A 25179-nucleotide genomic window follows, 5' to 3' on the forward strand; every position below is an offset into this window, starting at 1 on the left:
TTAATTTTTTATTCTATAAACGTCATATACACCATTTAATGATCGTATCTTCTTTTGTATTTTAGTTAATTGCTCTACAGTGGCTATAGATATTTTAACATTTATAATACTTTCTCTAGCCTTTGTTGTTTTTGCATTTATTGATATAATATTTACACTGCTATCATTTATAATTTGAATTATATTTGTAAGTACTCCAACTTTATCATCAGCCTTAATTTGAATTTTTGTCAAATACTCACCAAAATTCTTTTCATCTTCCCAACTTACATCTACAATTCTTTCCTTTTCTTTGTTTTCCAAAGCTATGAGATTTTTACAATCCTTTCTATGTACTGAAACTCCACTTCCTTTAGTTATATATCCTATTATTTCATCCCCCGGCACTGGGTTACAGCACTTAGCAAACCTTACTAACAAGTTTCCTTCCCCTTTAACTTGAATATGTGAAACCCCTTTATTATTTGCTCTAATTTTTATAGTGTTTTTATTTTCAATGGATTTTATTTCATCATCTTTGCTTTGAATCTGACTCTCATTTAAAGACTCTTTAAGTTTATTAACGATATTAGTAGGTATGATTTCATTTACACCTATCGCTGCATATAAATCATCTAAGCATTTTAAATTATATCTTTTTAAAATTTTTTCTAGGGCAGAAGCTTTTAAAATTTCATTTAATGTAAATCCATGTTTTTTACATTCTTTTTCTAAAAGTTCTTTTCCCTTTTCAATACTTTCATCTCTTTTAGCACGTTTAAGCCATGATTTGATTTTACTTTTAGCCCTATTACTTTTAGCTATGTTTATCCAATCCATTCTAGGCCCTTTAGAATTGGAAGAAGTTATAACATCAACAATTTCTCCAGTTTTTAAATGATATGTTAGCGGTACAATCTTGCCATTAACTTTTGCCCCAGTACACTTATGTCCTATATCTGTATGTATACTATAAGCAAAATCTATAGGTGTAGACTCATATGGAAGACTTATTACATCACCTTTAGGAGTAAAAACAAAAACTTCATCTGAAAATAAATCTATTTTAAAACCTTCCATAAATTCTTCTGCATCTGAAGTTTCTCCTTGCCATTCTAACATTTCTCTAAGCCATGAAAGTCTTGATTCTAAAGAGTCATTATTATTTGATATGCCTTCTTTATATTTCCAGTGAGCAGCAATACCATATTCTGCTATCCTATGCATTTCATAAGTCCTAATTTGAATTTCAACAGGTTTTCCAAAAGGTCCTATAACTGTAGTATGTATAGATTGATACATATTAGGTTTAGGCATAGCTATATAATCTTTAAATCGTCCTGGTATAGGCTTATAAATAGTATGAACTATACCTAAAGCAGCATAACAATCGCCTATATCATCTACAAGCACCCTAACTGCAGTTAAATCAAAAATTTGATCTATTGTTTTATTTTTCTTAACCATTTTCCTGTATATAGAATAAAAGTGTTTTGGCCTACCTTCTATTTCAGATTTAATTCCAACTTTATCTAAATTATCTTGTAAATTTTTAATTATATTCTCTATTTGAACTTCTCGTTCTGCCCTCTTTTGGCTTATTTCTTTTACAAGTTCATAATATTCTTTCTCATGTAAATATCTTAAAGATAAATCCTCTAGTTCCCATTTTATTTTAGATATCCCTAGTCTATGTGCTAATGGAGCATAAATATCTAATGTTTCTTTTGCTTTTTCTTTTTGTTTAGCTTCTTTTTTAAATTTTAAAGTGCGTAGATTATGTAACCTATCCGCAAGTTTTATAAGTATAACTCTTATATCTTTTGCCATAGCAAGAAGCATTTTTCTTACATTATCAGCTTGTTGCTCTTCCTTAGTTTTATATTTAATTTTACCTAATTTAGAAACCCCTTGTACTAAATCAGCTACCTCAACACTAAACATTTGGCATATATCTTCATATGTATAATCTGTATCTTCTATAACGTCATGTAGAAGTCCAGCTACTATAGTTGATGTATCTAGACCTAATTCTGCCAATATACAGGCTACCTCTAACGGATGAATTATATAAGGCTCACCGGATTCTCTCTTTTGCTCTTTATGTGCTTCAAAAGATAATTCAAAAGCTTTACGAACTTCTTCTATATCAACATTTGTACAATTTTTATTTATTTTATCCAATAACTTTTCTAGCATCTAGATTACACTCCTAAAACTAAAGGCTGGTTAAGTAACCAGCCACTATTTTTATCAATGATATTATTATATAATAACAATTTTATTAATGCAATTTGCTTTAAACATTTTATAGAAATAATGTCAGCTTTTATTTATAATATCATCTTTATTATTAATGTAGGGATACAAACTTGAAATTAAATTTATTCAAGAACTTAAAAATATTTTCATTCAAAATTCAGTGTTGAGTTTTGATACTTATGAGATTGTATAATTCCTTTAAATATTTAAGTTTTAAAATAAATAGTTTTTAAAGCTTACTTGAAACCCTGCAATTAAGCTGTTAATTTTTATAAATACCATTTTAAGATTAAAGGTTATATTGTACTAAAGACATTACATCATAGTCTTTTATCTTTTCTTTTCCATTTAGTTCTGTAAGTTCAATTACAAAATCTAAAGAAACTACTTCTCCACCCATCTTTTCAACAAGACTTGCCACTGCAGAAACAGTTCCACCTGTTGCTAATAAATCATCTACTATAGCTACTCTTTGACCTTTTTTTATAGCATCTTTATGAATTTCTAATGTATCACTACCGTATTCTAGTCCATATTTAGTGTTATATGTTTCATATGGTAACTTACCTGGCTTTCTACATGGAATAAATCCAACTCCTAGTGCATAAGCAACAGGCACTCCAAATAAAAAACCACGAGCTTCTGGGCCAACTATCAAATCCACATTTTTATCTTTTAAATGTTCTACAATTTTGTCTATGGTGAACTTTAAAGCCTCTCCATCTCCAAGTAAAGTCGTAACATCTTTAAAACTAATTCCTTCTTTAGGAAAATTATCTATAACTCTTATTTTTTCTTTTAAATTCATTGTCGTTTCCCCCTTTTTATAATTTATCATATTCTTAGAATTTAAATTATCTCAAAATCCTAAAAACCACAAATATACCTTGCTAAATGCAATACATCAAAACAAAATGTTATTATGTCCTGTATTTATATATTAAACTGTATATTTAAACTATAATTAACCATCACCAAAATTATACATTTAGTATATATAAAATATGATATTTTATTCATTTAAATATTACTTAATAACAGAACATATAAAACATTATACAAACTCTCATTTTTTAATTAATATAGTGAAAAAGCCTCAACTTTCAGGATATATAAACATTTTAATTACACCTTTGTATAAATTATACAAAGATTTTTGATTTACTATTAAAATTCTGCTTTTTACTTTTTTTTATTTCATTATACAGATATTTAGATATCTGTTTTGCTCTATGTTTTTCATTAGTAGTAAATAATTCTATAGCTATTCTTGCATTATCTATTCTTCCCATAGCGTTAGTCCTTTGAAATATATCCATCGTCAAATTATTATGTATAAATTCTTCTATGTCATCTACATTATTATCATCAATTAAAGCTCTTATACCATAATTATTACTACATTCTAATTGTTTTAATCCTTCATCCACTATAAAACAGTTCTCACCAATAACAGGCACTCCTTTAGATATAGTCCCTAACATAACAAGATCTATGTACTTATTTATACAAGTCATTTTATAATATTCTGATACAGTTTGTACTAACTTGTAAGCTACTCCAGATGCTGAAAGATTCTTAAATGGATAGTTGCATCCCTCTTTATTAGGATTTATAACAACAACTTCATCATAGCACTTACAATCTTTATGATAATCTGTAACAATAATATCTATATCCAGGTCCCTGCATAGTTGAATTTCTTTTTCTGAGCTTACAGTAGAACCTACAGTTATTATCAGATCTGCACCTAAGTACTTTATGTAATTTTGTATATCATTATCTTTTAAATTTCTATCTTCTCTAATTTCATTAGGTTGAAAATACTCCACATCAGCATTTAAGTATCTTAATACTAATATTAAAAGCGAAATTGCAGTAATACTATCAAAATCATAATAACCATAAATTACTATTTTTTCTCTCTCATTTATCGCTTTTATTATTCTTTTAAGAGCACTCTTCATACCTTTTAGCAATAGAGAATTATAGGTATTTTTAACGTAGTGTTCATCCATAAACATGCTCCTCCAAAACAATAGAAAACAACTAATATTATAATTTAAAATCTATAACATTACAAATATTTTTGTAAAAAAAAGCAGGAGATATGCCTTTTTTTTCACAAAAAACCTATCCCCCATAATATATATTATATTTTTTTGCAATTTATGTTATATTTTTGCTGCTTTTTTTCTATTTTTTAAGATAACCCAAATTGGACTAGCTATAAATATTGATGAATACGCTCCCATAGCTATACCAATTATTAATGGTAATGAAAATTCTCTTATGCTTGGAACAAATACATACACTGCAGTTATAGTAAATAATGTTGTAAGTGCAGTATTTATAGATCTAGATAAGGTTTGATTTATACTTATATTTGCAATCTCAGAGATTTCTACTTTTCTCATTTTCTTTGAATTCTCTCTAATTCTATCAAATATAACTATTGTATCATTTATAGAATATCCTATAATAGTAAGTATTGCCGCTATAAATGGTGTATTAACAGGTATTCCTAAAACTGCATAAACTCCTACAGTTATTAATACATCATGTACTACTGCAATTATTGCTGCTGCTGCAAAATTAAATTCAAATCTAAACCCAATATATATAAGCATAGCCACATTTGCAACTATAGCAGCTATAAATGCTTTCACTTTTAGTTCTCTACCAATAGTTCCACCTAGATTTTCTTTGTTTAAAATTGCTGAATCATCTAATGAAAATTCTTTTTTCATATCTTCAATTAAATTATCAGTTGTTTCATCTGTAAGTACACCGTCTTGAACTATTATTTCAAGTTCTTTTCCATTATCCACAACTTTAGTAGCATATTTATTTTTTGCATATTTTTCTAATATTTCATCAGCTTTATTCTTCTCGAATTTATCATTTAAAGCTATATCTATAATTGTACCACCTGTAAAATCTATACCATAATTTAACCCTCTAAATGCTACTGTACCCATTCCTACGATTATCAGTATAAGGGATATAGTAAACCAAATTTTAGTTTTTTCTATAAATTTCATTTTAATTTACCCCCTTTTTAACACCAAAGTGGGATGGTTTATTAAGAATACCAATATTTACCGCCATATTTATTAAGAACTTTGTAACAGTTAAAGCAGTAAATATACTTATTACTATACCAATTACAAGCGTTAACCCAAATCCTTTAACTGAACCAGTTCCTATTATATATAAAGAAACAGCAGCTATTATAGTTGTTATATTTGAGTCTAGTATAGTTGCTAAAGCTTTACTAAATCCAGATTCAACTGATGATTTTACTGATTTTCCAGTTCTTAATTCTTCTCTTATTCTCTCAAATATAAGTACATTAGCATCAACAGCCATACCTACTGTTAATAAAAATCCTGCAATACCTGAAAGAGTTAATGTTACTTCAAAGATAGCAAAAGCATATAATAACAGACATACATATAATACAATGGCTAATGAACATATAATCCCAGGACGCTTATAGTATAAAGACATAAATATCATAACAAAAGCTATGCCAACTACAGCTGCTTTCTTGCTCAATCCTACAGCTTCCATACCAATAGTTGGTCCTACTGTTTTAACAGAAAGAGTTTGAACAGGTACTGGAAGCGCGCCAGATTTAATTATATTAGCTATTCTTGTAGCATCTTCTAAAGACTTCATGCCGGTTATAACTGCTTTTCCGTCAGTTATCGCTTGATTTACTTGAGGATTAGTTAGAACCTCATCATCCATTGATATTGCAATTTGTTTACCTACATTTTTAGTTGTAGCATCTGCAAATTTTTTAGTTCCTTCATCATTAAATTCTAATCCAACTACAGCTTTTCCTTCATTGTCATATTGAGCAACTGCATTTTTCACATCTTTTCCTGAAAGAATTATATTTTTTTCAGAGTCTGTAAACTTTAAATCACCTGTTTTTCCAACAGTATCAAGTACAGATTTTGTGTCAAATTGACCTGGAATTTCAATTCTTATTCTTTTTTCCCCTTCACGAGTTACTGAAGTTTCACTGACTCCTAATTTATTTACCCTCATAGAAATTAATTCAATAGTTCTATTAATAGTGTCTTTATCTACTTTATCAGATTTTATCTCCATAAGTATAGATGAACCACCTTGAAGATCAAGACCTTTATTTATGGACTGTCCAAAAGATTTGAATCTATATCCAAAGGCTTCTGCACCAAAGTATCCAATATATGCTAGCAAGGCTATAATTACCACAGCGCCAATAAATAAGGACACACTTTTACCTCTCTTCATGTCTATCCCCTTTCTTACATTAGTAAATTTATGTTTTTTCCAATGTTATTTATTATATATCTTCCAAAATTCATAGTCAATCACAATTTTGGATTACTTTTCTTCCATTTCCATAATTTTAGTCTTTAATGCTATAGCACACTCAACTCTCTTTTTCTGCATTTCACAACCAATTTCATATGGTATATGCATATCACCATTAAAATTGAAGTTATTTGCTTGACATCCACCGCTACAATAAAATCTAGCCCAACATTTTTTACAAGTTGGTTTGTTATATATATGAGCCTCTTTAAATTCTTGAACTATTTCATTTTTCTTTATTCCATCATATATATTTCCTATTAAATAATCTTCGTTTCCTACAAATTGATGACAAGGATAAATATCTCCATCTGGAGTTACTGCTATGTACTCATGTCCTGCTCCACATCCAGATATCCTTTTATATACACAAGGACCACCCTGAAGATCTATATTAAAATGATAGAATCTAAATTCTTTTCCTTCTTTATGTCTTTTTAACATTTCTTCATATAATTTATCATATTGTTCAAATATTGTTGGTAAATCTTCTTTTCTTAAAGAAAGTTCATGTTTATCTGGAAGTACAACAGGTTCTATAGAAATTTCATCAAAACCTAAATCTGCCATATGTTTTACATCTTCAAAGAAATCTGTATTTTCTCTTGTAAATGTTCCTCTTGCATAGTAAGATTTAGATTTATCTCTCATATCTACCATAGATTTTATTTTAGGTAAAATGCTCTCATAACAGCCTGAACCATCTACTCTAACTCTTACTTTATCATTGACTTCTTTTCTACCATCTATACTTAAAACTAGGTTACCCATGTTTTCATCTAGATACTTCATATTTTCTTCATTTAAAAGTGTTGCATTTGTTGTCATTGTAAATCTTATATTTTTATTATGAATTTTTTCTTGTTCTTTTGCATAATCTACAATTTCCTTAATTTGTTCAAATGCCATTAATGGTTCTCCACCAAATAAATCTACCTCTATATTTTTTCTTGGTCCTGAACTTTGGATTACAAAATCTATTGCTTTTTTGCCTACTTCTGGAGACATCGCTTTTCTACATCCATGATATTCACCTTCATCTGCAAAACAATATTTACATCTTAAGTTACAATCATGAATTATGTTTAGACACATTGCTTTAACATATGATTGCGCTTGTCCACTTTTTTTTGCTATATTTTCATATAAATCTAATGAATATAACATTCCTTCACTTACTAATTCTTTTAATTCGCTATAAACTTCTTCTATACTTTCTACAGAATATTTATTTTTAAAATCTTCAACTAATTCTTCTTTACTTCTTAATTTGTTTTCATCTAAAAGATCATAAACCAATTCGTCAACTACGTGAACCGCTCCTGAGTTTACATCTATTACATAGTAATCATTATCTTGTTTAAATTTATGAATTAACGCCATTTTATTCCTCCTACTAAACACAAAGCAGCAACTATATAGTTACTGCCTCTTTTTACTATTAATTAGTTTTCACAAGCTAAGTTAGCTACTGTGCATGAAGTTTTACATGCTGATTGACAAGAGTTTGCACACTCTTTGCATCCTGGCTTCTTTAAGCTTTCTTTTATGTTTGATTTGTTAACTGTTTTAATGTGTTTCATTGTAAATTCCTCCATCCTTTAGGTGTTTTTAATAATATATATATTATAATTTCAAAACCTGTTATTGTACAATAGTATATATCAAGTTTTTAAAATTTTTTTCATATTTATTAATTACACCTATGTTATATCTATAATTAATTTTAATTTTATAGATTCACTGTAATCATTCCTGATAATGCACCTACTAAGGTAGCCATAATCACTCTTGTAATTTCCTTTACTCCAAATGCAAATTCTTTACCACATAATATTGAAACTATAAATAATGCTACAATATAAAATAATCCAACTAAAATTCCCATAAGCCAACCATTACTTCCGGCTTTAATAGTAGCGCATATAGTTCCATATATAATACTTATTAAGGTTAGTATTATATAAAATATAGAATTTACTTTCGGACCCACTGATATGACACTTATAAGCAATGAGTATACTATTAATGCAAACATTGTTAATATAAATGCTCTAAGTACACCATGTCCAACACAGGAATACTTTATTTTTTTACCCATTATAATCCCCCCCTATATTGTAATATATTACAATTAGGGGGCTTTTATTCATTGTTTTATTCTGCTTTAGTGTCTTTTTCCTCTTTTGATTTTATAACATAACTAATTCCGTTTTTAGCTAGTTTTATCCTTGCTCTATCCGGACCACTCTCTAATATTATAAATTCTTCTTGGATATTAACCACTCTTCCCATGATTCCACCTTTTGTCATTATTTCGTCATTAAGGCTTAAATCACCTAACATATCCTGATACTTTTTCTTTCTTTTTTTCTCTGGCAAGAAAATCATAACATAAAATAACCCTAACATTAATACTATAGGTACAATGTTAAATAAAATAGCTTGCATCCTTATTCCTCCTTGATTTACACGATTACTTATAATCATGTTAAATTTTTTAATTTAATTTTAATTAAATTTCATCTCATAGTACTTATCGTAAAATGATACATGGAGCATTTTAACATATTTCTTTATAAAAAGTTATATGTTTTTTAAAATTAATGAACTTTTTTAAAATATTTACCTATCTTTTATATTATAACCATAATATATAAATAGTAAAACCTATTATTTTGAGCCCCACGCTTTTAATTTTTCTGCTTTAAATTCTTCAAAATAATCTCCATCTATTGCATTTCTTATATCTTCCATAAGCTTATTATAAAAATACAAATTATGTAATACACAAAGCCTCATAGCTAACATTTCTTTAGCTTTAAATAAGTGCCTTATATAAGCTCTATTATAGTTCTTACATGTTGGACATTGACATCCTTCATCTATTGGTGCATCATCTAATTCATGCTTAGCATTCATAAGATTTATTTTACCATGTTTAGTAAATACGTGTCCATGTCTTCCATTTCTTGCTGGTAAAACGCAATCAAAGAAGTCTACTCCTCTTGATACTGCCTCTAATATATTTTCCGGTGTACCAACTCCCATTAAATATATAGGCTTATCTTGAGGTAAATAAGGTACTACTGCATCTATAATTCTATACATATCCTCATGACTCTCACCTACAGCTAATCCACCGATAGCATATCCATCTAAATCCATCTTTGTGATAGTTTTAGCATGTTCTATTCTTATATCTTCATAAACTCCACCTTGGTTTATTCCAAAAAGCATTTGTTCTTTGTTTATGGTATCTGGTAAAGAATTCAATCTATCCATTTCTACTTTACATCTTTCAAGCCATCTTGTCGTTCTAGCAACAGATGCCTCTACATATTCTCTTGAAGAAGGATTAGGTATACACTCATCAAAAGCCATAGCAATAGTAGATGCTAAATTGCTTTGTATTTGCATACTTTCTTCCGGTCCCATAAATATTTTTTTCCCATCAATATGAGAGTTAAAATAAACTCCCTCTTCCTTTATTTTCCTCATTTTAGAAAGGGAGAAAACTTGAAATCCACCTGAATCTGTAAGTATAGGTCTATCCCAATTCATAAATTTATGTAATCCACCCATTTTGCTAACAACCGTATCTGTTGGTCTTAAATGTAAATGATATGTATTTGATAACTCTACTTGACAGCCTATGTCTTTTAGGTCCATAGATGATACAGCACCCTTTATAGCTGCTAGTGTACCAACATTCATAAATACAGGAGTTTGTATAACTCCATGAGGCGTTGTAAATTCACCTCTTCTTACCTTTCCACTTTTTTTTAATAATTTGTACATAAATCCAACCATCCTTTTGTAATTTTATTACACATGTTTTTATAATAGTTATGTATCAAGATCTAATGTAAAAACATTGCATCTCCAAAACTAAAGAACCTATATCTCTCTTGTACAGCCTCTTTATATGCATTCATAACAATATCTCTTGTTGAAAAAGCACTTATTAACATTATAAGTGTTGATTCTGGAAGATGAAAATTAGTTATAAGAGCATCTACTATTTTAAATTTATATCCTGGATATATAAAAATACTTGTATATCCTGATTGTTCTTTAACTCTTCCACTTTCATCTGCAATGCTTTCTAAAGTTCTATTGGATGTTGTTCCTACTGCTATTACTCTTTTACCGTTATCTTTTGCAGCATTTATTGTATCAGCATTTTCTTTATTTAAATAATAATACTCTGAATGCATTTCATGCTCTTCAACCTTTTCTGTTTTTACTGGTCTAAATGTTCCAAGACCAACATGTAAAGTAACAAATGCTATATTAACACCTTTTTCTTTAAGCTTTTCTAAAAGTTCTTCTGTAAAATGCAGACCTGCCGTTGGCGCTGCAGCCGATCCAACTTCCCTAGAATAAACAGTTTGATATCTTTCCTTATCTTCTAATTTTTCTGTTATGTATGGTGGTAATGGCATTTCCCCTAAAGCATCTAGTACCTCTTCAAATATTCCTTCATATTCAAATCTAACTTTTCTATTTCCATTTTCAAGTACTTCTATTACTTCAGCCTTTAATTTACCTTCCCCAAATTCAAATCTGTTTCCAACTTTAGCTCTTTTTCCTGGCTTTACTAATGTTTCCCAAACATCTTTTTCTAATCTTCTTAAAAGAAGGAATTCCATTTTAGCACCAGTTTCTTCTTTATGTCCATATAACCTTGCTGGCATAACCCTTGTATCATTTAAAACTAAGCAATCACCTTCATTTAAGAAATCTATAATATCCTTAAATGTTCTATGTTCTAACTCTCCTGTATTTTTATCAACTAGCATAAGTCTTGATTCATCTCTTTTATCTAATGGCACTTGTGCTATTAATTCTTCTGGTAAATCAAAATAAAAATCTTTTACGTTCACTGTCTACACCGTCCTAATTTTTAAATTTATTAAAAATAAAAAATTCAAATTATATTTATATAGTATAAAATTTTAACATAACCTTTAGATTCTTACTCTTATCATATGCGAAACCTTTATACCATCAAAAAAGTTACATTAAGTGGCTAGCTCTAGCAATAAACTTTCATATATAACCTTCTTCTAGCCACTTTTTACTCTTATATAGTATTAATTTTAAATGCCATCTTTAATTCCTATATATAACTTTATTTTTGTCTCTAATATAAATTCTCTCAAGGTTATTATTTTACCACTTTATAAGCTATATCTCAAATATTATTTTTCTGGCATTTGAATGCCTAAATGTCTATAAGCCTTTTCTGAAGCTATCCTTCCACGAGGTGTTCTTATTATAAACCCTTTTTTTATCAAATACGGTTCATAAACTTCTTCTAAAGACCCTAATTCTTCTCCTATATAATAGGCTAAAGTTTCTATTCCTACTGGCCCACCACCAAAATTGTATATTATTGCTTCTATTATTTTATTATCTATTTGATCAAATCCTTCTCTATCAATCTCTAAAAGATCTGCTGCATTATTTGCTACTTCATAATCAATTATTCCATTTCCTTTTACAATGGAATAGTCTCTTACTCTTTTTAATAACCTATTTGTAATCCTAGGAGTACCTCTAGACCTTTTTGCAATTTCTAATGCAGCATCTTCTTTGATAGATACATTCATAATCTCTGCTGACCTAACAACTATTTCTTTTAATTGATTTTCACTATAATATTCCATAGGACAAAGCACTCCAAATCTATCTCTAAGTGGAGCTGTTAAAAGTCCTACCCTAGTTGTAGCTCCTATCAAAGTAAATTTAGGTAAATCTAATCTTATAGACTTTGCTGATGCGCCCTTTCCTATAACTATATCTAAAGAATAATCCTCCATTGCTGGATATAAAATTTCTTCTACAGCTCTATTCAGTCGATGTATCTCATCTATAAACAAAACATCATTATCACATAAGGATGTTAAAATAGATGCTAAATCTCCAGCCCTTTCTATAGCAGGTCCAGATGTAACTTTTAAATTTCCACCCATTTCTTTTGCAACTATATTAGCAAGCGTAGTTTTTCCTAAACCTGGTGGTCCATAAAAAAGAGTATGATCTAAAGGTTCACCCCTCATTTTAGCTGCTTTTAGAAATATATCTAATCTTTCTTTAACCTTATTTTGACCTATATATTCTTTTAATCTTTGCGGCCTTAATGAGTACTCTCCATCGCCATCTTCTTCTATAAAATCAGAAGTAACAATTCTATCCTCCATATAATTACTCCTTTCTTTAAATTATATAGTAACCTTTTTTATACCACTTTAAAACTAAATTATTTCATTAAATATCTTAAACATTTCTTAATCATATCTTCTATATTTGCTTCTTTTCCAACAGCTTTAACTGCTTTTTCAGCCTCTTTCTCTGAATATCCTAAAGCTAGTAAAGCACCAAAAGCCTCGTTATGAATAACATCCATTTCTATTATAGTCTCATCTATTCCAGTTTCCATGACTTCTTGCAAATCTAGCTTATCTTTTAATTCTAAAATGATTCTTTGGGCTATTTTTTTTCCTATTCCAGGAGCTTTTGTAATAGTTTTTTCATCACTACTTAATATTGCATACTTAAGATTTGTAACTGTACATATAGATAATAATGATAATGCTGCCTTTGCTCCAACCCCATTTATTGTAAGTAGCAAATTAAACATTTCAACTTCTTCTTTTGTTAAAAATCCATAAAGTCCTATGAAATCATCCCTTACGATTTGGATAATATTTAATTTTACTTCATCACTGGTATTGGGCATCTGGGCCATTGTATTTCCTGATGTAAATATCTTATATCCAATTCCATTGTTTTCTACAACTACATAATCTTTATTTATAGAAATGAATTTACCCTTTATATATTCATACATTTTTATAAATCCTTCCTAACATTCTATAATTTTTTACTAATAAATTATAACATTAAATTTATATAGTATTTCACTATATTACTTTAACATCAACAGATTTTCAATTCAACCTTAACACTTTTAAATTGCATCAATGTATGATTTTAGTTAATTTTTATATGTGTATATAAAAAATGCATAGTAAAATTACTATGCATTTTAAACTTAATTATTTTATATTTTATGAACTACATAATGCTTTTGCATATTCTAATGCTGATTCTTTATCATCAAATTGATATTCTTTTTTTCCTTCATAGAAACTTTCTATTAAATTGCCTTTATCCTTAAGATTTTCTAATGTTATAGGCCTTTTATCTTCACTTCTTACATTTGGAACCATATTTTCAACAACTACTAAATTATTATCTTCTTTTTTATTGTATATAACAACTTTATTCTCATTTATTCCTATAAAATATTTTCCACTTTCATATGCATATCCTGGAATCTCTTTTATAAAGGTAATTTTATTAGAGGTATGTTTATCTAATTTATATCCATATCCTTTATATATTTCTTCTAATTGTCCCTCTTTTAAATCTTTAATTTTATCTTTATCCTTTTCTACTAATTTCATCATTTTATCATCATTTATAAAATTATTGCAATTAGAATATTTTATAAGAAACTCTACCACTGTATTATCTTTTATATTCGCAGAACTAACTTCCTTTGTTAATGTATCTACTTGTTTATTCTTAGCTATATTTATATAAAATGAATATCCACAAAAAAACAATGCAAAAACTATTATTAATGATGATAAAATTTGAAATTTGTATTCCTTTAATTTGTTCATTTTTAAATTCACTCCTTTGTATAAAAGTCTTTATTAAGATTTTTATCCATTTTTATACTTTTTATACAATTATGATGAATATTGCTGAATAAATTTAAATTTGAATTTATTTTTTTATATTATTTTTTTATTTTGTTTATGAAAGTTTAGATATTTCATATTTTGTGATAAAATAAATAGTGCGAATATTTGAATATTTCAAATGATTAAGAAGGGTTTTTATATGATAAATTTAAATATATTAGATATAAATAATAACATAAAAAGAACTATTCTAGTTAGTTTTTTTATCTCTATTGGGGCACAATTTCATATAAATTTATTTTTAACAAATTTTAAAATTTCATTTGCTATAATACTTTTGCCTATATTTATATATTTTCTAGGAAGTTTTAATGTTGCCTTAACCACATTATTATCTTCACTAGGAGTTTTTTTTCTAAGAATAATCGTTCATTTTCTTACTACTGGCAGTTTTGATAATTCAATTTCAGCATACTCACCTGAAATATTTTTTTATATATTTTATGGATTATCTTTTAATTTTTATATAAAAACTATTAACTACAATTTAAAAAATAAATTTTTTCTACTTAATCTAATAATAATAGATTATTTTTCTAATTTTATTGAAGGATTTATTCGTGTTGGTACTATAATCTTTTCCTTTAAAGTTCAAGAAAGTATTATTTTAGTTGCCATCATACGTTCTCTTTTAGTGTATATAGTTTTTGTTGCAATTGATTATTACAGTATTATCCTTTTAAAAAAAGAGCATGCTGAAAGATATAAAAAACTTTTATGGGTAACAGCTAAATTAAAAGGTGAAGTTTTTTGGATGGAAAAAAATATGCATACAATTGAAAATATAATGTCTACATCTTATGGCCTTTTCGAAAAAATTTCTAAAAACACATCTAGTGATACCTGGGCCAATGATTCATTAATAATTGCAAAAGACATTCACGAAATAAAAAAAGAATATTATTTAGTTGTTAGAGGAATTAAAGAAGCTCTAGAAGATAATCTTAATGATAACGGTATTTATTTTGAAGAAATCATAAAAATTCTTCAAATTAGTATGATACGAGAAATTTCTTCCTACAAAAAGAATATCTCCTTATCTTTCTCTATAGAAAGAAATTTTTTTACAAGCAAACATTATTTTCTTATGTCTATTCTTAGAAATTTAATTATAAATTCAATAGAATCTATTACTGATGATAGGAAGCATTATATTAATGTTATTCATTATACAGATGAAGGAAATCATATTTTTAAAGTTAAAGATGATGGATTAGGCATTAAAAGTGAAAATTTAAATTATATATTTTCACCAGGATATTCAACTAAAATCAATTATGAAACAGGAGAAATTAATCGTGGTCTAGGGTTAAGCCTAGTAAAAGACATAATAACTGATGAATTACAAGGCTCAATTGATGTTACTTCCCTTGAAGGTATAGGGACAACCTTTTTAATTTATATACCAAAGAATATATTGGAGGAATCATAACCATGAATTTTTTTTTAATAGATGATGATGTAAACATAATAAACATATTAAAATTAATCATAGAAAGTAGAAGTTTAGGAACAATTATAGGATATTCTACTAACGGAATAGATGGATTAGAAGATATAAAAACCTTAACTCCTGATATTGTTATAGTGGACCTTCTGATGCCTTTAATGGATGGTATATCCTTAGTTCAAAAATGCAAAGAAGAAAATTTAGATATTAACTTTATTATGTTATCTCAAGTAAGTTCAAAAGATATTATAGGTAAGGCCTATGAAGCCGGTATTGAATTTTTTATTCAAAAACCTATAAATGCTATAGAAGTAGAAAATGTTATAGATAAAGTATCTAAATCAATATCAATAAATAGAACATTTTATAAAATGCAAAATTTATTTATAAAAGAAATTTCAACAAATATAAATGATTCTACTCCTCAAACTGAAGAATTATCTAAAGAAAATAATTTTATGTTAAAACTTCAAGCAGTACTTCAAAAATTAGGTATCATGGGTGAGTTAGGTAGTAAAGATATTTTAACTTTAGTTGAATATTTAATAAAAACTAATCAGAGTGTGTATGATTTTACACTAAACAAACTTTGCAAAAAATTTACTGACAGTCCAAAATCAATGGAACAAAGAATCCGTAGAGCAGCAAATGCCGGAATGGTCAACCTTGCTAATCTCGGACTTGAAGATTATATGAATGATAGTTTTAATGAATATTCTAATACTCTTTATAATTTTGAACAAGTAAAAAAAGAAATGGACTTTATAAGAGGGAAAATTTCTGCTGGTGGAAAAACAAACATAAAAAAGTTTTTAAATGCATTAATGTTTTATAGTAAAGATTAATACTTATAATTTCTATTTCTACTTATTATTAAGCATCAAAATTTATATTTTAAATTTAATTTGCAACTTTAAAATATTTTTATGTAAGATGCAGTGTTGAATTCTAAGTGATTTTGAGCATTTCTCACTATTTTGGATATTCAAGTTTGAGGATGTATAATTCTTAAGATCAACTTAGTACCTTATATGAATATCTTAATTTAAATATTGTAATATAAACTTCAATGAAATGTATATGTGAAGATAACTTCTTTTCTTATACATTTTATTGAAGTTTTTTTAATTAATTATATCTTTAAGTTTTTTTATTTTTTAACAACCTATTAAACATTTATATATTTATTTAAATTATTATTAAGTTAATTTATAAAGCCATGTACATTGTTTAAATTTTTAGTATATTCTAAAAATTTAAATATTTTTCTTGTAATTATCTGTAGTTTTCTGTAACTACCTATTATACTTATAAATAAGTTAAAAGAAACCTATTTGTTTTAAAAATCGTTAGTGCTTTTTACATGTAACATTCATTTTTTATTATCATATTTCACTTTGAAATTTTTTCACATGTAAGCTTTAATTTTAGGAGGGGTTTTATGTTAATACTAGTTAAAGGTATAGGACTTTTACTATTAACCTTAGTTTTATTCTCACTATTTAGTTTAAAAATGCCTAAAGGACAAAAAGCAATGTCTGGACTTGCTAATGCAGCAGTAGCTACTTTTTTAGTAGAAGCCATCCATAAATATATAACTGGCGACTTATTACAACTAACTTTTTTGGGAACTGTAGGTACGGCCGCAGGTAGTTTAGGTGGAGTTGCTGCTGTAATATTGGTATCATTGAATATGGGGGCTAACCCTGTTTTTGCTGTAGCTGGTGGTGTAGCAGTTGGTGGCTATGGTATATTACCCGGCTTCATAGCTGGATATATTATTGGACTTATATCTCCTTATATAGAGAAATATTTACCTGAAGGATTAGATGTAATATTAGGTGCTTTAATTATTGCTCCACTTACAAGATTTATTGCTATAGGTGTTGATCCTGTTGTTAATTCCACTTTAGTTAGTATAGGTGGAATGATATCCGTTGCCGCTGAACAATCACCACTATTAATGGGCTTTTTGCTAGGTGGAATAATGAAAATGATTTGTACATCTCCATTAAGTTCAATGGCTCTTACTGCAATGCTAGGACTTAAAGGTCTAGCAATGGGTATTGCTTCTATAGCTTGTGTAGGAGGGTCTTTTACAAACGGATTAATATTTAAAAAATTAAAACTAGGAAATAAAAGCAATATTGTAGCAGTTATGTTAGAACCATTAACTCAAGCTCATATAATAACAATTAATGCAATCCCTATATATGTTTCAAATTTCTTTGGTGGAGGCCTTGCTGGACTTTCAGCTGCAATATTTGGAATAATCAACAACGCCCCTGGTACAGCATCACCGATTCCTGGTCTATTAGCACCATTTGCTTTTAATAATCCTAAAAATGTGATCTTTGCTATAATATTTGCCATACTTGGTGGAACTGTTGCTGGATTGCTTGGTGGGTCTGTATTTAAAAATAAAGGCAGACAACCTTCTAATATTACCGGAACTGAAGAAGTAGCCTAAAATAAATAATATAAATTAAGACAGACTAAATTACTTGTCTGTCTTTTATTAATTATTTTTGAATATATAGCTATACTAATATATTGCTTTTCTATATTATTAAAATAATGTTCTCTTAAAACTCCCTCTCTATAAAAATTTAGTTTTTCTATCAATTTTACAGATGGTGTATTTTTTATATCTATTTTAGCTATAATTTTATGCATTTTGAGATTATTGAAAAAAAACTCTTCAACAGTTAATATACATTCACTTGCGATTCCACATCTCCAATATTCTTTTAAAATACTATATCCTATTTCTGCATTATTTGAATTAAAATCTATATTATATATTCCTATCTCCCCTAAAAATTTTTCAGTTTTCTTATCTATTATACTCCACCTTATACCTGTTTTATTTTCATACATATTTTTAACTTTTTTTAAATACATATCACACTGTTTTTCTACATTAGTAATCTCCATGCCTGAATTTTTCATACTTTCATCATCTGACATCATTTTAATAAATTCATCTTTTAAACTGTAATTTACTTCTTTTAAGTAAAATCTTTCACTTTCTAAAAAAGGAAAATATTTAAAGTAACCATTTCTATCTTCTATACTCATAAAAAACTCCTATACCATTTTATAAATTAAAAGCAATAACTATATAAATTATTAGTTATTGCTTTTATAATTTATTTAATATTATGATAAAAAGTAAAAACCTATGGCAATCCCAATTATAATAGCTCCTACTATAATTGCATTTGCTTTAGCATTTGATTTTAAAAAATATTTTTTAGTATCATTTGGTTCTCCTCTAAATTCCGCTTCTCTAGCTGAAGTTCTTCTAAAACTATCTAACATAAATAGCACCCCCTAATTAAATTATATGAATTTAATTCATATAATTTACCATACAACACTTTTATTACATACATATTATCAAAATATTCCAAATATAGCAACTAATATCATCATCTTTTGTATCCTTGTCTTATTATTTTGAATTTAACCTAAAACAGTAATATATCTAATTTATTAAAACACAATACCTTAAATTATTCTTTTATCTTCAACTGTAAAACACGCTTCAAATTTATATACTTAAAATATTTAAATTTTACTTTATAAATTACATATGACTTTCAAAAACATAAATACAATTTTCTCTTTCATCTAAAAGAAAAGTAATCCAATCATAATTATCATTTTCAAACTTATGAAAATATAAATACTTATTATTATTATCTAGTACTAAACTTTTTTTCTTATAACTTTCTTTGTTATTACTATAAAATTTTTGCATATCCCCTACAATATATTTATTACATTCCTCCCATTTAAGCTCTTTTTTTATATCAAGTAATTTTTCTTTAGAATATTGTAATATAACAATATCTTCTCCATCACCAAAAAAACTTGAGCCACTGTCTAAAACTTTTAATTCCTTTTGTGCCTTTGGAAGATTTAAACTCCAATTTGTATTTAAAGATTCAACATAGTTTTCAAAATTTGTTCCTCTTATAAAAACAATTCCACCAATAATACATATTATAAACAAAAATAACATCCACCTTATAATTCTATTTATACTTTTTCTTAAAGATATAAATAATATAATAACTATTATGCTAACTATTATTATATAAAGCATATAAACACTCCATTCTTATGATTATAATTTTAAAAATCTATCACTATATTGTTTACTAGAAAAAAACTTATTAACTAAAAAAATCTACCTTTCATTACAAATAGTTATTCTGTAATGAAAGATAGATTTTCCAATAGTTTATTACAACTATTAACCTTCCCATCCTTCTGGGAATTCAGCATTGTGGTAAACTTCTTGAACGTCTTCATCATCCTCTAAAACATCAAGCATTTTTTGGAACTTCACAGCTGTTTCTTCATTTATTTCAGTGTATGTATCTGGTATCATTTTCACTCCAGCTTCTAAAAATTCAATTCCACTTTCTGATAATGCTTCTCTTACTTTTCCAAAATCCTCTGGTGCAGTTGTTACTACAAAAACTTCTTCTTCTGCAGCAAAATCTTCTGCTCCTGCATCTAAAGCTAACATCATTAATTCATCTTCATCTATGCTATCAATTTTCTCTATAACTATTTCACCTTTAGACTGGAACATAAATCCTACACATCCTGTTGAACCCATATTTCCACCTTGTTTAGAAAATGCATATCTTACATTTCCTGCTGTTCTATTTTTGTTATCTGTTAAACATTCAACTATAACAGCTGTTCCTTCAGGACCATATCCTTCATAAACAATTGTTTCATAATCAACAGCATTTAACTCTCCTGCTGCTTTTTTTATGGCTCTTTGAATGTTATCATTTGGCATATTTGCAGCTTTTGCTTTTGCTACAACATCTCTTAATTTAGCATTTGTATCTTCACTAGGTCCACCATTTTTAACCGCAACAACTATTTCTTTTCCTATTTTTGTGAATATTTTTCCTCTTTTAGCATCAACTTTCCCCTTCTTAGCTTGTATGTTATGCCACTTTGAATGTCCTGACATTTGAACTCCTCCTAACTAAATATATAAATACTGCCTATAATGGCTTATTTTAAATATTACTGCAACATTATAACATAATGAAATATTCCTTTCAAATTCAAGAATATATAAATTCTTATCAAAATCAAGTTAAATATTACACTCTTTATATAACCTATTTCCCATTTTAAAGTAAAATTCTTCATCTTCTTCACTTATTATAACTTTTCCACTTGTTGCTTCTACAAAACTATTAGAGACTTCTTCATAGTTACTACTTTCACAGTACATTATCAATTCAACTTTATCTGTGTAAATTATATCCTCTATATACCAATTGTTAGTCCCACATATATACTGTATTTTTCCTAGTAAATCATACTCTAATATAACTCTTATCTCAAACCCTTTAACCTTTTCAACAATCCCAGCTTCTTTTATGGCTTCAGCAGCGCCCTTCGAATAAGCTCTTACAAGCCCACCAGCTCCTAAAAGTATACCACCAAAATATCTTGTAACAACAACTGCTACATCTGTTAAATCATTTTTCTTTAAAACTTCTAACATAGGTATACCTGCTGTCCCTTGAGGCTCTCCGTCATCACTATACCTTTGAATATTCTTATTTTCTCCTACAATATATGCAGAACAATTATGTGTAGCTTGTTTATGCATACCTTTTATTTTACTCACAAATTCTTTTGCTTCATCTTCTGTTGTTACCCTTTTAGCATATCCTATAAAAACTGATTTTCTCTCATCAAATTCTGCCTTTGCTTCATCTTTTATAGTAAAATAACTCATACCATTCCTCCATTCTATATACCTAAATATTCCTCACAAGCCTTTTGTATATATGCTTTATCTGTAGAATTATATATTTCTTTTATTCTTTCCTTATAATCTATACCATTAATTTTCTTTAATGACTTTATGGCATAGCTAACCACTTGACCATTTTCATCCTTTAATGCTCTTGCAAGCGCTGGCTCACATTTCCCATTACCAATTTTCCCTAGTGCAGAAACGGATAATCTTCTTATGTTTACAAACTTATGAACCGTACATCTTATAAGAAAGTCAACGGATTTATTAGACTTTAGCTCTCCTAACATCCATATTGCTACTTCTTTTTCTTTTAATGATATATTCAAATGATTATTTAATATGTAATCTATAAGTTTAGTTTTATTAACTGTATCTAAGCTATTTAATATATATATTCTTTCATTTTTAGCTACTGTAGTTAAATTTTTAAACAATTGTTCAATATTTTCACTCTTATTTAAATATCTATATTTCATCTTTGACAATATAAGATGTCTTTGAACATCACTTTTGTCAATATTTCTAATTCTACTTATGGCATCTAAAGATTTTCCTTCTAAATGAAGAAAATATGATATTTCCTCTTCAGAATAGTTCTCTATAAAATTCCAATCGAATTTTACTAATCCTTTGCTCATCTTCTCACCACCTGTACACATTTCATTATATACATTATAATATACCACTTTATATTTTCATAGCATGGCATAATTAAATGGCATAATTAAAAGATGACTCAATTTCATTAACAATGAATAAAGTCACCTTTTAAAAATATTATTCTACTATATATTTTTTACACTTATTATAAACTTCTTCATCACCTTGAACTTCCATCAGCGTTCCTTCTGCTTCATAACTCTCACTATCTACTTTTCCATTTCTATGAATATATGCAACAGTACTTGAATCACTATATGGAATTAAAACTTTAAATTTTTTCAACTTATATGGGAGTAACTTTGTACATTTATTTAAAAGCAAATCTAAATTTATATTTTCTTTTGCAGACACTTCTATTATCTCATAGTTATCGTACTTTTCTTTTAATTTATTGATTATATCTTTATCTGCACTATCTATTTTATTTAAGATTAACATAGTAGGTTTATCATTAGCCTTAAGCTCTCTTAAAACTTCCTCTACAACTTCTATTTGCTTTTCAGCATCACTATTAGCACTATCAACAACATGAAGTACTAAATCAGCATATATAACTTCTTCTAATGTAGATTTAAATGCTTCAACTAGATCATGTGGAAGTTTTCTTATAAATCCAACTGTATCTGTTATTGTTCCTACTCTATTATCTGGAAGAAGTATTCCTCTTGTAGTAGTGTCTAAGGTAGCAAATAACATGTCTGCTTCAAAAACTTTTTCTTTAACGGTAGCAGATTTTAAAGGATATAAATCACATAACTTATTTCTCAGTGTTGATTTCCCAGCATTTGTATAACCTGCAAGGGCTATTTTAGATACAGTATCTTTACTTCTTTTTTCTCTTTGTGTAACCCTAATATGTTTTATTCTGTCAAGTTCTTTTGAAAGATCTAATATTCTTTCTCTTATATGCCTTTTATCTGTTTCTAATTTTTTCTCTCCTGGTCCTCTTGTACCTATACCTCCACCAGTTCTTGAAAGAACGGTTCCAAGTCCTGCAAGTCTTGAAAGTCTATATTTAAGTTGAGATAGTTCTACTTGTATTTTTCCTTCTTTCGATTTAGCACGTCTTGCAAATATTTCAAGAATTAATGTAGTTCTATCAATAACTTTAACGCCTAATGCTTGCTCTAAATTTCTAACCTGTGCTCCCGAAAGTTCTTCATCAAATATAACAACATTGGCCCTTAATGATTGTCTAATTAAAGCTACTTCTTCAACCTTTCCTCTTCCTATATAAAAAGCTGGGTCTATCTTGTTCTTACTTCTTTTTTGAAGCGTTGAATATACAGGCACTACCTCACAAGCTTTAGCAAGCTCTTCTAATTCCTCTAAACTTTCTTCATCTTCAGTACCTACTAAAACTGCTCTTTCTGTATTATCTTCAACGACATTATTATTTTTAATAATATCTTCTATATATTTTATTTTTTCTAAAAGGTTAAAATTTAAAAGTTCCTCACTATTTCTTAAATGTACTTCTTCTTCTACTAATATATTATCAGTTACATCACAAAAACCGATATTATAATTAAGCTCTTCACTTTCACTAACAGCTATTGCTACCATAGCATCTAATTTTAATTTTATTAATGCTGATATATCTAATGCGGAAAGTTTAGGATTACCATTGGGATGAGTATGTATTACCCTTACACCTGAAAGTTTTCCTTCACGAACATCAATTAAAGGCACGTCAACAGTGCTACTATCTCCTACAGCTATTGAGACTATGTTCCCCTTTCTATCTATTGCAACACTAACTTCCCTTTCAATTTCTAATGTAACTTCTTTTAATATATTTACTATATCTAAAGTAACAATAGTATCTTTAGGTACCTTTAAATCTTGTATAACTTCTAATTTATTTAATATGGATTTTTTTACTCCATCTATATTTCCATCTATCATGCAAACCCCTCCTTATAAAAGCTAACTAGCATACTTTTTTTAAAATCACATAATAATAGTATAGCATCTTAAGCTAAATATCTACTAATATTTATATCCTTGCCAAATTCCAATTAATTTTATACCTAACTAAATTCATAAGCTTATATTTAAAATTTTAACTCTAACTATGTTTTTTCTGTTATTAAACACTAGGATTATAGCTTGTTTTATATATTTATTGAAAAAACTTATAATTGTTGTTAATATAAATAATATATCATTTTCATAATACAATTTATTGTTATTTAAAATTCAATATATTATTTACACTAAGGGCATAATATTTAACGTATATATTATTTTTAAAAGCATTAATTAAACAATAAATTCAAACAAAATATTTATATAGGGGCGTGTTCAAATGGAAAACAAAAAAGTTAATGTATTATTTTCTAAAGAAGAAATTGAAAAAGCAAATGCTAGACTAGGAAAAGAAATTTCTGAAGCTTATGAAGGAAAAAAACTTTATGTTTTATCACTTCTTAGAGGTAGCTTTATATTTGCTGCTGATTTAGTAAGATATATATCTGTTCCTACAAAAATAGGTTTTATGACAACCTCTAGCTATGGTCATAATGAAGAATCATCTGGTATTGTTAAAGTTGTTAATGATGTTCCTGACAATATAGAAGGCTTTGACGTTTTAATTGTTGATGACATTATTGACAGTGGGATAACAATGGATTTTGTTGTAAATCATATAAAAAGCTTAGGTGCAAATTCTGTTAAATGTTGTTCTTTACTTGATAAACCATCAAGAAGAAAAGTAAGTATAAAACCTGACTTTTGCGGATTTGCTATTGAAGATTTATTTGTAGTTGGTTATGGTTTAAACTATGGTGATTATTATAGAAACATACCTTACATATTTAATTGGGAATCATAATTAATTTATTTAATCTTAA

25 protein-coding genes are annotated in these 25179 nt (G+C 27.5%); 4 read left to right on the forward strand and 21 right to left on the reverse strand.

The window, feature by feature from the left end; all coding sequences use genetic code 11:
- The 14 genes from KQI36_RS03245 to KQI36_RS03310 form a co-directional block, all read right to left on the reverse strand.
- Positions 1 to 2178, reverse strand: coding sequence for a RelA/SpoT family protein (locus KQI36_RS03245; RefSeq protein WP_010292951.1), 2178 nt, complete (start codon positions 2176 to 2178; stop codon positions 1 to 3).
- A gap of 352 nt (positions 2179 to 2530) precedes the next feature.
- Positions 2531 to 3049, reverse strand: coding sequence for an adenine phosphoribosyltransferase (locus KQI36_RS03250; protein ID WP_010292954.1), 519 nt, complete (start codon positions 3047 to 3049; stop codon positions 2531 to 2533).
- Between the two features lie 334 nt (positions 3050 to 3383).
- A complete protein-coding gene (locus tag KQI36_RS03255) occupies positions 3384 to 4259 on the reverse strand; it encodes a DHH family phosphoesterase (protein WP_216449586.1) in 876 nt (291 codons plus the stop codon).
- Between the two features lie 156 nt (positions 4260 to 4415).
- On the reverse strand, positions 4416 to 5285 hold the full coding sequence (secF, locus tag KQI36_RS03260; RefSeq protein WP_216449587.1) for a protein translocase subunit SecF: 870 nt from the start codon (positions 5283 to 5285) through the stop codon (positions 4416 to 4418).
- 1 nt (position 5286) lies between these two features.
- Positions 5287 to 6531 (reverse strand): protein translocase subunit SecD, encoded by a 1245-nt coding sequence (gene secD, locus KQI36_RS03265; RefSeq protein ID WP_216449588.1) that lies wholly within the window; start codon positions 6529 to 6531, stop codon positions 5287 to 5289.
- A gap of 93 nt (positions 6532 to 6624) precedes the next feature.
- Positions 6625 to 7998 carry a thioether cross-link-forming SCIFF peptide maturase gene (scfB, locus tag KQI36_RS03270; protein WP_216449589.1) on the reverse strand — a complete coding sequence of 458 codons (1374 nt, stop codon included), beginning with the start codon at positions 7996 to 7998 and terminating at the stop codon, positions 6625 to 6627.
- Between the two features lie 62 nt (positions 7999 to 8060).
- Positions 8061 to 8198 (reverse strand): six-cysteine ranthipeptide SCIFF, encoded by a 138-nt coding sequence (gene scfA, locus KQI36_RS03275; RefSeq protein WP_010292964.1) that lies wholly within the window; start codon positions 8196 to 8198, stop codon positions 8061 to 8063.
- Between the two features lie 149 nt (positions 8199 to 8347).
- The gene (locus KQI36_RS03280; protein ID WP_010292965.1) at positions 8348 to 8716 is read right to left on the reverse strand and encodes a TIGR04086 family membrane protein; all 369 of its coding nucleotides are present in this window, start codon (positions 8714 to 8716) and stop codon (positions 8348 to 8350) included.
- Positions 8717 to 8772: 56 nt separating this feature from the next.
- Positions 8773 to 9066: a preprotein translocase subunit YajC gene (gene yajC / locus KQI36_RS03285; RefSeq protein ID WP_010292966.1), complete on the reverse strand. Its 294-nt coding sequence runs from the start codon at positions 9064 to 9066 to the stop codon at positions 8773 to 8775.
- Between the two features lie 222 nt (positions 9067 to 9288).
- Positions 9289 to 10416, reverse strand: coding sequence for a tRNA guanosine(34) transglycosylase Tgt (gene tgt / locus KQI36_RS03290; protein WP_010292967.1), 1128 nt, complete (start codon positions 10414 to 10416; stop codon positions 9289 to 9291).
- 62 nt (positions 10417 to 10478) lie between these two features.
- The gene (gene queA, locus KQI36_RS03295) at positions 10479 to 11504 is read right to left on the reverse strand and encodes a tRNA preQ1(34) S-adenosylmethionine ribosyltransferase-isomerase QueA (RefSeq protein WP_216449590.1); all 1026 of its coding nucleotides are present in this window, start codon (positions 11502 to 11504) and stop codon (positions 10479 to 10481) included.
- Between the two features lie 318 nt (positions 11505 to 11822).
- Complete coding sequence (gene ruvB, locus KQI36_RS03300; RefSeq protein ID WP_216449591.1) at positions 11823 to 12824, reverse strand: Holliday junction branch migration DNA helicase RuvB; 1002 nt, start codon at positions 12822 to 12824, stop codon at positions 11823 to 11825.
- A 59-nt stretch (positions 12825 to 12883) separates the two neighbouring features.
- Positions 12884 to 13474, reverse strand: coding sequence for a Holliday junction branch migration protein RuvA (gene ruvA, locus KQI36_RS03305; RefSeq protein WP_216449592.1), 591 nt, complete (start codon positions 13472 to 13474; stop codon positions 12884 to 12886).
- Between the two features lie 220 nt (positions 13475 to 13694).
- A complete protein-coding gene (locus KQI36_RS03310) occupies positions 13695 to 14315 on the reverse strand; it encodes a hypothetical protein (RefSeq protein ID WP_216449593.1) in 621 nt (206 codons plus the stop codon).
- Between the two features lie 223 nt (positions 14316 to 14538).
- Here KQI36_RS03310 and KQI36_RS03315 point away from each other — a divergent pair, with 223 nt between their 5' ends.
- From KQI36_RS03315 to KQI36_RS03325, 3 genes are all read left to right on the forward strand, one after another.
- A complete protein-coding gene (locus KQI36_RS03315; RefSeq protein WP_216449594.1) occupies positions 14539 to 15831 on the forward strand; it encodes an ATP-binding protein in 1293 nt (430 codons plus the stop codon).
- Positions 15832 to 15833: 2 nt separating this feature from the next.
- A complete protein-coding gene (locus KQI36_RS03320) occupies positions 15834 to 16694 on the forward strand; it encodes a response regulator (RefSeq protein ID WP_216449595.1) in 861 nt (286 codons plus the stop codon).
- Between the two features lie 596 nt (positions 16695 to 17290).
- Positions 17291 to 18319, forward strand: a complete 1029-nt coding sequence (locus KQI36_RS03325) for a PTS sugar transporter subunit IIC (RefSeq protein WP_216449596.1) — start codon at positions 17291 to 17293, stop codon at positions 18317 to 18319.
- Here KQI36_RS03325 and KQI36_RS03330 read toward each other — a convergent pair.
- The 7 genes from KQI36_RS03330 to hflX form a co-directional block, all read right to left on the reverse strand.
- Positions 18316 to 18930 (reverse strand): GNAT family N-acetyltransferase, encoded by a 615-nt coding sequence (locus tag KQI36_RS03330; protein ID WP_216449597.1) that lies wholly within the window; start codon positions 18928 to 18930, stop codon positions 18316 to 18318. The two genes, KQI36_RS03325 and KQI36_RS03330, sit on opposite strands and share 4 nt — an antisense overlap.
- Before the next feature lie 81 nt (positions 18931 to 19011).
- On the reverse strand, positions 19012 to 19173 hold the full coding sequence (locus KQI36_RS03335) for a hypothetical protein (RefSeq protein ID WP_216449598.1): 162 nt from the start codon (positions 19171 to 19173) through the stop codon (positions 19012 to 19014).
- Positions 19174 to 19441: 268 nt separating this feature from the next.
- Positions 19442 to 19963 carry a hypothetical protein gene (locus KQI36_RS03340; protein ID WP_216449599.1) on the reverse strand — a complete coding sequence of 174 codons (522 nt, stop codon included), beginning with the start codon at positions 19961 to 19963 and terminating at the stop codon, positions 19442 to 19444.
- A gap of 150 nt (positions 19964 to 20113) precedes the next feature.
- Positions 20114 to 20854, reverse strand: coding sequence for a YebC/PmpR family DNA-binding transcriptional regulator (locus KQI36_RS03345; RefSeq protein WP_010292985.1), 741 nt, complete (start codon positions 20852 to 20854; stop codon positions 20114 to 20116).
- Positions 20855 to 20983: 129 nt separating this feature from the next.
- Positions 20984 to 21637, reverse strand: a complete 654-nt coding sequence (locus KQI36_RS03350) for a YigZ family protein (protein ID WP_216449600.1) — start codon at positions 21635 to 21637, stop codon at positions 20984 to 20986.
- 14 nt (positions 21638 to 21651) lie between these two features.
- Entirely contained in the window at positions 21652 to 22299 is a 648-nt protein-coding gene (locus tag KQI36_RS03355; protein WP_216449601.1) for a HEAT repeat domain-containing protein, read from the reverse strand.
- Between the two features lie 139 nt (positions 22300 to 22438).
- Positions 22439 to 24232 carry a GTPase HflX gene (gene hflX, locus KQI36_RS03360; RefSeq protein WP_216449602.1) on the reverse strand — a complete coding sequence of 598 codons (1794 nt, stop codon included), beginning with the start codon at positions 24230 to 24232 and terminating at the stop codon, positions 22439 to 22441.
- Between the two features lie 403 nt (positions 24233 to 24635).
- Here hflX and hpt point away from each other — a divergent pair, with 403 nt between their 5' ends.
- Positions 24636 to 25160 carry a hypoxanthine phosphoribosyltransferase gene (gene hpt / locus KQI36_RS03365; RefSeq protein WP_216449603.1) on the forward strand — a complete coding sequence of 175 codons (525 nt, stop codon included), beginning with the start codon at positions 24636 to 24638 and terminating at the stop codon, positions 25158 to 25160.
- The last annotated feature ends 19 nt before the right edge of the window (positions 25161 to 25179 follow it).

It is taken from the genome of Clostridium senegalense (assembly GCF_018916625.1).
Lineage (GTDB): Bacteria > Bacillota > Clostridia > Clostridiales > Clostridiaceae > Clostridium_J > Clostridium_J senegalense.